Annotated in this window: 7 protein-coding genes; all 7 read right to left on the bottom strand. The window is 69.5% G+C overall.

Annotated elements, in window-relative coordinates:
• Nucleotides 1-132: 132 nt before the first annotated feature.
• A complete protein-coding gene (locus tag ABD810_RS33215; protein ID WP_344949958.1) occupies nucleotides 133-987 on the bottom strand; it encodes a hypothetical protein in 855 nt (284 codons plus the stop codon).
• A gap of 678 nt (nucleotides 988-1,665) precedes the next feature.
• Nucleotides 1,666-3,339 carry a RecQ family ATP-dependent DNA helicase gene (locus ABD810_RS33210; RefSeq protein ID WP_344949955.1) on the bottom strand — a complete coding sequence of 558 codons (1,674 nt, stop codon included), beginning with the start codon at nucleotides 3,337-3,339 and terminating at the stop codon, nucleotides 1,666-1,668.
• 119 nt (nucleotides 3,340-3,458) lie between these two features.
• Nucleotides 3,459-5,300, bottom strand: coding sequence for a PH domain-containing protein (locus ABD810_RS33205; protein ID WP_344949952.1), 1,842 nt, complete (start codon nucleotides 5,298-5,300; stop codon nucleotides 3,459-3,461).
• 5 nt (nucleotides 5,301-5,305) lie between these two features.
• Complete coding sequence (locus tag ABD810_RS33200; protein ID WP_344949949.1) at nucleotides 5,306-5,731, bottom strand: PH domain-containing protein; 426 nt, start codon at nucleotides 5,729-5,731, stop codon at nucleotides 5,306-5,308.
• Between the two features lie 153 nt (nucleotides 5,732-5,884).
• Nucleotides 5,885-8,143, bottom strand: a complete 2,259-nt coding sequence (locus ABD810_RS33195) for a glycoside hydrolase family 3 N-terminal domain-containing protein (protein WP_344949946.1) — start codon at nucleotides 8,141-8,143, stop codon at nucleotides 5,885-5,887.
• A 126-nt stretch (nucleotides 8,144-8,269) separates the two neighbouring features.
• Entirely contained in the window at nucleotides 8,270-8,833 is a 564-nt protein-coding gene (locus ABD810_RS33190; protein ID WP_344949943.1) for a C40 family peptidase, read from the bottom strand.
• Nucleotides 8,834-9,213: 380 nt separating this feature from the next.
• Nucleotides 9,214-11,532 (bottom strand): glycoside hydrolase family 9 protein, encoded by a 2,319-nt coding sequence (locus ABD810_RS33185; protein ID WP_344949940.1) that lies wholly within the window; start codon nucleotides 11,530-11,532, stop codon nucleotides 9,214-9,216.
• Between the last annotated feature and the right edge of the window lie 198 nt (nucleotides 11,533-11,730).

Raw genomic sequence — 11,730 nt, 5'->3', positions numbered from 1 at the left:
GGGTGGGCGGTGAGGGGTCGGGGTGAGGCGGTCGGTTCAGCGGACACGGTGCGGGTCGGTGGTGGCGCCGTTGTCAGTGCTTCCGGTGGCGGCGTGCGTTGTTCCTGCCCCCGGGGGCAAAGTCAGGCGTTGTCAGTCTTCCCAGGCGCAGATCGCGTAGGCCGTGACGCTCCAGTACCTGTTGAGGGGTTCCATTGCGGTGGCTCGGGTCAGGACTGTGTCGTTGGTGGGGATGAGGTAGTCGAGGGTGACCTCGCCCCCGCCGTCGTGGATCGAGAAGCCGGTGCCCAGGACCACCTGCCGGTCATCGGCGCCGCGACAGTCCGTGTCGATCGGCTTGCTGCCAGAGGTCGAGACCGGGCTGGTCGCGGAGTAGATCCAGAGCCCCGGCGGCGGGTCTTCGGCGCAGATCGCGAACACGCGAAGCGTCCAGTCGGTGGATGTCGCGGGATACCGGTTCGCCGCGTGGCCGGAGACGCTGTTCAGTTGCGGGATGAGGTAGACGAGGCTCGCGGTGCCTCGCGCGCCTTCCAACTGGTATCCGGTGCCGAGCAGGAACTCACCGGGGTCGCAGGTGACGGTCACCGGGATCTGCCCGTTGGGCGGGGCGGACCGCGAGCGAATCCTGGTCGACTCGTCCGGGTCGCCGCAGACGGCCCACGCGCGGATGTCCCAGGAGGCCGAGGTGCCCTCGTCGGTCTCGACCCCGTACGCGCTGACCGTGTACGTGGTCGGTATCACCTCGTCGATGACGACGGTGCCACTCGCGCCGGTGATCTCCGCTCCGGCACCGACCACGCGTGTACCGTGGGGGCAGGTGACATCCGCTCCTTTGTCGTTGGAGTTGCTGTCACTCCTGTCGCTCACGATCTCGTAGTCGGGGATATCGGCCGATGACGCGCCGGCCCGCACTGTCATGGTGACGGCGGACAGCGCGATGAAGAGCGAAACGGCGGCGGCTCGGGTGCGACGTGTCGCGACAGGCAATGTAGCCCCTCCCTGGGTGGTGGGCTCGTGGGCATCTCCTCGATCTTCGAAGAGCACGCTCCCTGACTCCTCGCAGCATCGCCCCAGGCCTCGCGTCACACTGTGCACATCTATCTGCTGCGACCTGTTACTTCTATACGCGGCGATCACGCCGAGTGTGGTAGCTCCAACCTGAACCCTCGCACGGCACCCGCACCGTGTCCGCTGAGTCGACGGCCACCCCTTGACCCTTCACTGCCGTCGGCCTGCACCGTGTCGGCGTGGTCCTCACCCGGGGTGGGCGGCCACGGGTGCCCCGATCAGATGGGTGCCGGGTGGGCCAAGAGACCGTTCGCCAAGTGGCCCGCGGTCCTCGACACCCCCCACCTTTACCTGCCAACGGTCTACGACACCGCCCCCCCGTGACCCCTCACCGGCTCCACCCGGACCGTGTCCGCTGAGTCGACGGCCGCCCCTTGACGCTTCACTGCCGTCGGCCTGCACCGTGTCGGCGTGGTCCTCACCCGGGTGGGCGGCCACGAGTGCCCCGATCAAACGGGTGCCGGGTGGGCGAAAAGGGTGTTCGTCAATAGCTCGCCGCAGTTAAAGGACGCCGTCCGAAATCCAGCGGACCTATGAGACCAGCTCCCCTTCACCCTTCCCCAAAGGATCGGCCCCCTGAGACCCGGGTCGGAGGAGTCAGCTGGCCAAGGTCAGGAGGTTGTCGCGTTCGACGGCTTCCAGCGAGAGGGTCTTGTAGCCCACGTCCTCGAAGAGCACCGTGACCCGGTCCGGTTCCCTGCTCATGACCACACCAGGGCCCCAGGCGCTGTGCCGTACCTTCGCGTGCATCGGGAAGGGTCCGTCGTCGGTCTCATCGGCGGGCGCGATGGTGGTGGTCGTCCCGGCCGAGCGGCAGGTGTCGCAGTTGCCGCAGGTTCGCTCGTATGGCTCGCCGAAGTACTCCAGCAGTGCCCTTCGCCGGCAGCCGGTCGTCTCGGCGTAGCCCCGCATCATCTCGATACGGGACTCGTCGACCCGGCGCCGGGTGTCGTCCAGGCCGACGGCCTCGGCCGCCGCGCGCTCGGGCGGCGGCCCGTCCGCGATGGAACGCAGGTCCCCGCTCTCGGTGACCTGCACAGCGCCGACCCGCTCCAGCAGGTTGACCACGCCCGTCAGCTTGGAGGGGCCGACATCGAGCAGTTCTCTCAACTCAGGGGCTGGGACGTTGCCGCCGTGCTCGTGGACCAGCGTCGCCACCCGCAGCAACAGCTCCTCGTCAGCGCGTCCACCGGCGAAGAACCGGCGGATGCCCAGATCCTCCGGCCGATAGAACAGCACAGCGGAGGCCGGCTGCTGATCGCGTCCGGCTCGGCCGATCTCCTGGTAGTAGGAGTCCAGCGACTCGGGCGGATCGGAATGCAGGACATAACGCACATTGGGCTTGTCGATCCCCATGCCGAAGGCCGAGGTGGCCACGACCACATCCAGCCCGTCATCGCGGAACAGCTCGTGCACCCGGTGGCGGTCGGAGGCCTTCATCCCGGCGTGGTAGGCCTCCGCCCGGCGTCCCGCGTCCCGCAACGCGGCGGCGTAGTCGTCGGCGGCGCGGCGCGTGGCCACGTACACCAGGCCAAGGCCCTCCCGGGAGGCGGCGTCCTCGACAAGGGCACGACGCTTGGCATCCTTGTCGACGAACCTGCGGACCTCCAGGTCGATGTTGGGACGGTCGAACCCCCGGACGATCTGCCGGGCATCTGTCATGCCGAGCGAGCTGAGGATGTCGTCTCGGACCAAAGGCGCGGCGGTGGCCGTCAGCGCCACCACCGGCGGGTGACCCAGCCGCTCGATCGCCTGCCCCAGCCGCAGGTAGTCGGGCCGAAAGTCGTGACCCCACGCCGAGACGCAGTGCGCCTCGTCGATGGCGATCAGCGATGGCCGCGCCGCGCGCAACCGGTCGATCACCTCCGGCTTGGCCAACTGCTCGGGAGACAGGAAGACGAACTCGGCGGTCCCGGCGCGAAGCTGGTCCAGCGAGGCGTCGCTGGCACCATCGGACTGCGCCGAGTTGACCGCGACCGCCCCACCCGCGTCCACCTCGGCCAGCCCGGCCACCTGGTCACGCTGCAGGGCGATCAACGGGGAGACCACCACCGTGGGGCCATCGAGCAGCAGAGCCGGGATCTGGTACACCGCCGACTTGCCACTCCCGGTCGGCATGACCACCAGCACATCACGCCCGGCCAGCAGATGCTCCATCGCCTCCTGCTGCCCCGGCCGAAGCTCCTGCCATCCGAACGCCTTCTGGGCCACCCCGCGCAGCCGCCGCCCTTTGCGCCCGAATCGGTTGCCGAACCCTCGAACCAGACCCATGAGGCTCGCTTCCCCCTCGTCTTCTCACCGGTGCTCGGACATCGCCCCGTGAACGGCATGCCGATGCCACCGGCGGCCGTGACTTGCGGCCGGGAATCCAGTGCCCCGGATGCGATCGCCTACGCATCTCGGTGGGCTAACGGCCCTTCCACCTGTGCCGGCATCGGTAAGGAGGCCGGGGCCGGGCCGCCGGCCGCTTCGGAGGGTTGCCCGGCACTCACCAGGAACGGGGTGAGCAGGCCGGGGATCCCCTGGTCGGCCGTGCGCAGGGCCTCGGCCAGGTCGACGTCCCAGACGCTGTACCCCTGGCGGCCGGCCGCGGTGGTCGCGGTGAGGGTGGCCAGGCCGGCCCGCCGCTGGAAGAACGACCTCCGCAGGTTCCACCCGATGATGCCGTCGCGGTCCAGTGCCACGCGCCGCCGTACCACCGAGCCCCACCGTGTGACGAGGTGACCGCCGGAGATGGTGTGACCGAGGCTGCGGTAGCGGTCGGCCGCGAGGGGCATCGCCGGCACCGTGAGCACCAGGGCCGTCTGCCAGGTCCAGGCGGGGAACCCGGCCCAGTACGACAGGGCCAGGAGCGCCGCGGTGAGGGTCCCCCACACCGCGAGCGCCCGGGTGAACCTGCGCCGCAGGGCCGCCGGGCCGTGGGGGAGCAGATCCGCCGTCAACGGCTCGGAGACACCGATCACGCGGGCCGCCACGTTCTGGGCCTCGGCCAGCGGTGCCGGTGGCAGCAGCATCGATCCGCCGCGCTGGGCCCCGAGCCCGACGCGGAGCCCGGTGGCCACCGCGATGAGGCGCGCCCCGCCCACCGCGCGCAGCAACAGCGGCTCGCTGACCTCGATGCCGCGCAAACGGCGCTCTTCGAGCGTGGTCGCTCTCGTGGTGATGAGCCCGCGCGTCACATGCAGCGTGCCACCGGTCGTACGGGTGAGGCGGAACCGCCAGAAGGCCAGTACGTACCCGAGCGTGGACGCGATCGCGACGAAGATCACCAGTGTCGCCACCGAGCCGGTGATCCGCAGCCAGAGGGCCCCTTGGTTGAACGAGTCGACCACCTGCCGTACGGGTCCTATCGAGAGCAGGTCGACGTTGCCCTCGGACACGATGCGGGAGATGAACCCGGCCAGCACACCCACCGTGACGACGCCCGACAGGGTGAACGGGCCGAAGCGGATCCATGCCGGTCGCAGCGCCGTGAGTTCGACCTCGGTCATCGGGCCGGCGGTGCCCGGGTGGACGTCCATCTCGGACGTGGCGGTCGCGCCGGCATGCGGGGACCCTGCGACGGAACCGGGTGCCACAGGACCGGAGGCCACGGAGCCGGGTACGACGGAACCAGGTGCCACGGTACCGAGTGCTGCAGAACCGGGTGCCACGGAATCGAGTGCTACAGGGCCGGGTGCCACGGAGGCCGCGGCGGCGGAGGCCGGCGCCGGACGCCGGTGCAGCAGTTCGTCGCGTAGCCGGTCCACCTCGTGTGTGTGGAGCGCGTCGAGCTTGAGCGTGCCGCCGTCCTTCCTGTCCGAGCGGCCGGTGCCGACCTCGACCCTGGACAGCCCGAGAAGGCGGTGCAGTACGTGGGAGGTGACGTCGACGGTCCTGATCCGGTCACGCGGCACGGTGAGGACCTGCCTGCGGAGCAGCCCTTTCCGTACCTGGACGTACTGCGGGGTGACGCGATAGGTCGTGGTGAACCAGCGCAGCGTGCCGATCAGGAGCATGATGCCGAGGCCGGCGAGGCTCCACAGATGTCCGTGGCCGCCCTGGGTGGATCCGGCGAACAGCAGCCCGATGAGGGCCGGGGCGCTCCGTACGACCTCCTGGAAGGGATGGATCACCAGCATGCGCCGGCTGAGCCGCCGCCACTGAACCAGCTCACCCCCCGGCTCGGCCACAGGTCCGCCCCCGACCGCGTCCGCCGGTTCGCCCCCCAAGGCGTCCGTGGTGTCGTCCATCGCGGTCACGTCGCGTCTCCGGTCGTCGCCTGGGTGTTGGCGGTGAGCTCATCCACCAGGCGCTGCGCCGTCTTCCGGTCGAGGCCGTGGACGCGCAGCGGGCCCGCCGCCGACGCGGTGGTGACGGTGACGTTGACCAGCCCGAACAGCTGCTCCAGCGGCCCGCGCTCGCTGTCGACGGTCTGGATGCGCGAGATCGGCGCGATGCGCCACTCCTGCTGGAGCCAGCCGGACTGGGTGTAGACGGCGTCGGCGGTGGTCTCCCAGCGGTGAACCCGGTACCGCCACCACGGCATGACGGTCACGTGGGTCACCGCGAGAGCGACCGTGATGGCGAGGACGGTGATGTGGGCGGTACGGTTCCCGCCGTCGAGGACGGTCCACACGACCTGGAGGGCGATCAGGACGAGCCATCCCACGGCGGCTCGCACGCCCCAGAACCAGATCGCTGTCCGGCTGACGTGGTGTCGCGGTGGCCGGAGGGAGAGGTCAGGTGATTCCACCTCTCCACTCTGGCAGCAGCGGCGCCACTTAGCGCAGTACGTATCTTCCTCGTATAAGTAGGACGAATGTCATATGCCGCCTCAAACGGTCGAGCAGGGCACCCCGTTCAAGGAGAATCCCGCCGGGGGAGCGTTGGTCCCGCCGACCGATGCGGTGAACCCGAAGGAAGCGCTACCTCCTACAGGGATCTGTCCGTTCCATCCGCCGTCCGCCGCGGTGACCTGGGCGCCGCTCTGCGTCACTCTGGCGTTCCAGGCGTTGGACACGCGCTGGTCTCCGGTGAAGGCGAAGGTGAGGGTCCAGCCGTTGACCGCCGCCCCGGTGACGTTGATCGTCACGTCACCGTTGAATCCGCCCTGCCACTGGCTGCCGACCTTGTAGGCCACCTTGCACCCGAGGCCACCCGGTGTCGGTGTCGGCGTAGGGGTCGGTGTGGGTGTGGGTGTCGGAGTGGGAGTAGGAGTAGGCGTCGTGGTCGAGTAGGTCAGCCCGTACCCGTAGTCGAACAACGCCGGCTTGCCGTCCCCGTTGTTGATCGGCTGCTGGGAGAACTCCCGCATCCAGGTCATCGGCAGCTTCCCGGTCGGCGCGTGGTCGCCGAACAGCACGTCCGCGACCCCGCCGCCCTCCGTACCGGGCAGCCAGGCGGCCACCAGCGCTTTCCAGCCGCCGATCTGTGAGGCGATGTCCATCGGCCGTCCGGAGACCAGCACGACGATCACCGGTACGCCTGAGGCGCGCAGCCGCGACAGAGTGGCCAGATCGGTCGCGTCGAGGGCGAGGGACGAGGGCCGGTCGCCCTGGCCCTCGGCGTACGGGGTCTCGCCGACCACCGCGATCGCGGCCCGGTAGGAGGAGTCGATGCCGGTCCCGTCACGGTTGTAGGTGACGGTCGCGCCCGAGCCCACCTTGTCGCGGATGCCCTGCAGGATGGTGGTCCCTGAAGTGATCGGTCCCGAGGAGCCCTGCCAGGTGATGGTCCAGCCGCCACTCTGGTTGCCGATGTCGTCGGCGCTCTTGCCCGCCACGAAGATCTTGCCGCCCTGCTTGCCGAGCGGCAGCAGGCCGCCGTCGTTCTTCAGCAGCACCTGCGACTTGCGCACGGCCTCGCGCGCCAGGGCCCGGTGGGCGGCGCTGCCCACGGTCGAGGTGAAGGACCGGTCTGTCAGCGGCCGCTCGAACAGCCCGAGTTCGAACTTCTTGGTGAGGATCCGGCGGTTGGCGTCGTCGATGCGCGCCGTCGTCACCCGCCCGGCCTCCACCTCGGACTTCAGCAGTGAGATGAACCTCTTGTAGTCGGTCGGCACCATCACCATGTCGATGCCCGCGTTGACGGCCGTCCTGACCTCGTCGGCCGTGAACCCCTGCTGGCCGTCGAGCTGGTCGATGGCGGCCCAGTCGGAGACCACGAAGCCGGTGAACCGGAGCTCGCCCTTGAGCACGTCGGTGATGAGGTAGCGGTTGCCGTGCAGCTTCTGGCCGTTCCAGCTGCTGTAGGAGATCATGACCGACCCCACGCCGCGCTCGACGGCCGCCCGGAACGGCGGCAGGTGGATGGCGCGCAGGTCGGCCTCGCTGAGCTGGGTATTGCCCTGGTCGTCGCCTCCGGTGGTGCCTCCATCGCCGATGTAGTGCTTCGCGGTGGCAAGGATGGACGCCGAGCCGCCCAGAGACGGCCCCTGGAACCCGGTGACGATCGTGGTCAGCTGGCTCACGAGCTGCGGGTTCTCGCTGAACGACTCGTAGGTGCGTCCCCAGCGGTCGTCCCGGGCGACGCACAGGCACGGGGCGAAGGTCCAGTCGACCCCGGTTCCGGTGACCTCCTCGGCGGTCGCGCGCCCCACCCGCTGGGCCAGGTCGGGATCGCGCGTGGCCCCGAGCCCGATGTTGTGCGGGAAGATCGTCGCCCCGCCCACGTTGTTGTGCCCGTGCACGGCGTCGACCCCGTAGATCATGGGGATGCCGAGGGGGGTGGAGGTCGACTGCCGCTGGAAGTTGTCGTACATGTCGGCCCAGCCGGTGGCCGAGTTCGGCGACGGCACGGAACCGCCGCCGGAGAGCACCGACCCGATCCGGTAGGTCGCGAGGTCCGACACCGGATTCAGCGCGGCCCGTTCGGCCTGCGTCATCTGCCCGACCTTGTCGTCCAGCGACATCCTCGAAAGCAGGTCGTTCACCCTCGCGGTGACGCTGAGGGCCGGGTCCTTGTACGGCGGTGTGTCGAGCGCCCTGGCCGGGCGCGGTTGCTCCACGACGCCGAACGCCGCGACGGCCAGCATCACAAGAACGGGTATCTTCAGCGTCCTCAGCAGGTGGTGCGGACGTGGAACGGCGGCCATCGGCTCCTCCTAGATATCGCCGCGACCGTAAGAACCGCCGCCTCCACGGGTCAAACAGGGTGTGGGCCGACCGCTCTCCACCTGCGTGAACAGCGGAAACTTTCACGGGCCCGGTGCCGGCGGCGGTCAGCCCTCGTAGCGGTAGTAGCCCGCGAGGTCGGGGAGGAGGGTCACACGGTCGGTGCGGATGGTCGTGCCGGTGCGAAGGGCATTGATCATCCTGCCGCCGCCGATGAAGATGCCGACGTGGTGGGTCTTGACGGTCCTCTTGCGGATCTTGCCGTAGAAGACCAGGTCCCCCGGGCGGGCCGCCGCGGGGGTGACCTTGCGCAGCCGGCGGACGTGGTCATCGGTGTTCCCGCCGCCCAGCACGTCGTCTTCGTAGGCGAGCTGGTACACCCAGCGGGCGAGCCCGGAGCAGTCGAGACCCTGGGTGGTGGCCGCCGGGCACGGCTTGATGGAGCCGTGGTAGCCCTTGCAGGTGCCGAGCGACGGGCCGGCCTTCTTCGCGTGGCCCCCGCCCCAGACGTACGGGATCGCTCCACCCGGCCAGCGTGCCTGCTTCTGCCCGCTCTCGATCGCGCGGGCGATCGCCACCACCCGGTTGAGCTCACCGCCCACCAAGGGCGCCGACCCCGCCGCGAGCACGAGGACGCCTGCCGTCACCGCCAGCCGGACCGCTCGTGCCATGTGGACCCCCGTCCCTCGGTACAAGTCCTAACGATTCTCACTACGTCGCGCGCAGATATCCGAGCATTTCTAGGAATCTCACGCTATGTGAGGAGAGGCGTAGCTAATGACCTACGCCGATGACGCTCCGCGCGACCCGGCCTGGTGTTCGCGAGGACGCCGGGGGACGGGAGCACGCTCCCCCCGGGGTCCGGCGCCGGGGGGAGCGTGGCGGAACGTCAGGCCGCGGTCGAGGCCTGACCGTCAGGTGACGAGCGAGTGCGGCTCGTTGGCAGGTGGTGCTCCTCTCCGGTGGGGAGTGCCCGGCCGGGCCTTGCTGGAAGGCCCGGCCGGGCCGTGGTCTCGCGCTCCCAGGGCAAATCGAGACCACGGGTGTGGGGCTAGGCGGGCGTGCAGGTCACGGAGGCCGGGACTCCGTTGGCACCGTTCTGGCTCGCGATGAAGCCGAACGACGTGGACCCGCCGGCCGCCAGGCCGCCGTTCCAGCCGGCGTTCCTCACCGACACATTGGCTCCGGTCTGTGTGTGGATACCGCCCCAGACCTGGCTGATCGTCTGGCCGTTGGGGAACGCCCAGGCCACGGTCCAGCCGTTGATCGCCGTGCTACCGCTGTTCCGCACCGCCACGTCCGCCTGGAAGTTGCCACTCCAGGAACGGGTGACCTGGTACGTCGCGGCGCACGCCGTGCCGGCCGTGGGCGTGGGCGTGGGCGTGGGCGTCGGTGTCGGAGTCGGTGTGGGAGTGGGAGTAGGCGTGGGAGTGGGAGTGGGATCGGGCCCCGTGCCCGGCGGGTCGCCCCAGATCCGGGTGCCGCCGGAGTACAACGGGATGTTCTGCACGGTGACCGGGGTGGCTCCTGGCGTGGTCGCCACGCCGGTGTACGACCAGTCGTTGGACGGATCCCAGGACCCTGACGAACTGGCGATGCGGAACTGCACCTCCCGCCGCGACTCCGACTGGCCCGCGGGGGCGATGGACGTCCCGGAGCAGTCGATCGTGACGTAGTAGACCCTGCCGGAGACCGGGGTCGGCCCCACCGGAGCCTTGCACTGCGTGTAGGCCGAGGACAGGGTGATCTGGCTCGGGGTGGTGTTGCCGTCCAGCGTGAAGTAGTAGCGGAACGTGCCGTCCGACAGCGCGCGGGCGGGCCACGCCGAGTGGTTGACGACAAGCGCCTTGATCTCGGTGTAGGTGGCGCCCGTGGAGTTCACCGAGGCCTGCAAGTAGATCTCGGGTCCGTCGGGCCGCTCCGCGACCGGGAAGTTCGACGCCGGGGCGCCGCCGTACTCCTTGTAGAGCCGGGCCAGGGCGCCGGTGAACGCGGCGTTGTAGTCGGTCGCGACCTCGTTCATCACGTAGTCGCTCCGGCTGTCGGTGTAGGCGTCGTTGGCCGAGGTCGGGCCGCCGACCAGCGCGCCGTACAGGATGTGCCTGCTGTCGACGGGCTCGTTGAGGCTGTTGGACCAGGAGCCGTGCGCCGTGCGATGGTGCGGGTTCCTGGGCGGGTTGGCGCCGAAACCGACCATGTACGAGGACCTGCGCGGGTTGTCGCCGAGCGCGTAGTTGATCTGCCTGACCCCGAAGTCGTGATATCTCGCTTTAAGGGTGGAGTTGGTGAGCCAGTCGCTGTAGACGAGCGCGGCGAACGCGGTGTTGGCGGCGTACCGCAGGGAACCCCACTGGTCGAGCACGGCCTCGCCGCCGGGCGAGTAGTTCACCTTGGTGCCGTTCACGCCCACGGTCCACCAGTCGAGCCAGCGGTTGGCGTCGTCCACGTACTTCTGCTTGCCGGTGAGCTTGGCGAGCAGCACGTAGGCGCCGTACGACTTGTCGTCCCACGCGATCGTCCACTTGTAGGAGCGGATCGTGCTCTGCGGCTCGGTGCTCAGGTTGTCGTAGTAGGTTTCCGCCTTGGCGAGGTAGGAGGCGTCGCCGGTCGCCCGGTGCAGCCAGATCGCCCCCCAGACGAGTTCGTCGTTGTAGCCGCTCCACGATTGGTAGAAGCCCGACGCGTCGGTGATGCAGTCGCTGTACTTCTTCCTGACCGTGTCGGCGAAGGAGTAGAGCTGCCTGGCGTGCGAGACCAGCGTGTCGGCGTAGGCCGGGTTCGTCGGGCGGAAGACCATCGAGGAGGCCGCCATCGCCGCCGCGGTCTCACCGGCCAGATCCGACCCGCCACACGAGGTATCGATCTTGTACGCCGGGCGTTCCATCGGCATGACCTCGGCCGGGCCCCACCACGCGTGGTCGGTGCCACCCCTGCCCACCTGCCCGTACAGGACGTTCGGCGACGGGTGGGCCTTGATGAGGTAGTCGTTGACCCACTTCAGGTTGTCGAGCAGGTAGGGGAGCTGTCCCGAGCTCTGGTAGGCGTCGCGGTATTCGACACCTCCCCAGGCGAGCATGGTCGCGCTGGCCGCCATCGGCAGGCCGAACTTCACGTGGTCTCCCGCGTCGTACCAGCCGCCGGTGAGATCGAGACCGGCGTCCGCGCCGTCGCGCAGGCCGGAGTCGCCGCGCCAGGTGACGCGGTTGCCCGCCGGAAGGTCACCCGATCGCTGTGCCTCGTAGAAGAACAGCGACTTCTGCAGGGCCTCGCCGTAGTTGAAGGCGGGTGCCGCCGCGGAGGAGGAGACCGGGAAGATCGTGGCCGACGCGACGAGGATCGCGAGACCGGTGAGCGTGCGTCTGAGGGACATCGATCGCCTCTCGGGCTGGGGACGCCGGTGGAACGGGGACCGCGGGGGTTCCGGGGTGGGACGAGCGGGGTGCGGTGGGGGTCAGGCCCACCGCACCCCGCCCTTCGAGAGGGTGCGGTGACGTGTCAGGCACCACCGCACTCCGCCCTTCAGGGGGTGCGGTGGTGTGTCAGGCACCACCGCACCCGGGTCGGTTGG

Origin of the sequence: Sphaerisporangium flaviroseum (genome assembly GCF_039537005.1) — a bacterium.
Classification (GTDB): domain Bacteria; phylum Actinomycetota; class Actinomycetes; order Streptosporangiales; family Streptosporangiaceae; genus Sphaerisporangium; species Sphaerisporangium flaviroseum.
The sequence above is the reverse complement of the archived record's forward strand: the minus strand, read 5'-3'. Positions and strand labels throughout refer to the sequence as shown.

What these genes read in the sequence shown, in the direction of transcription:
- ABD810_RS33190 (WP_344949943.1), bottom strand. Translation starts at nt 8,833, where the DNA reads ATGGCACGAGCGGTCCGGCTGGCGGTGACGGCAGGCGTCCTCGTGCTC.
- ABD810_RS33185 (WP_344949940.1), bottom strand. Translation starts at nt 11,532, where the DNA reads ATGTCCCTCAGACGCACGCTCACCGGTCTCGCGATCCTCGTCGCGTCG.
- ABD810_RS33195 (WP_344949946.1), bottom strand. Translation starts at nt 8,143, where the DNA reads ATGGCCGCCGTTCCACGTCCGCACCACCTGCTGAGGACGCTGAAGATA.
- ABD810_RS33205 (WP_344949952.1), bottom strand. Translation starts at nt 5,300, where the DNA reads ATGGACGACACCACGGACGCCTTGGGGGGCGAACCGGCGGACGCGGTC.
- ABD810_RS33210 (WP_344949955.1), bottom strand. Translation starts at nt 3,339, where the DNA reads ATGGGTCTGGTTCGAGGGTTCGGCAACCGATTCGGGCGCAAAGGGCGG.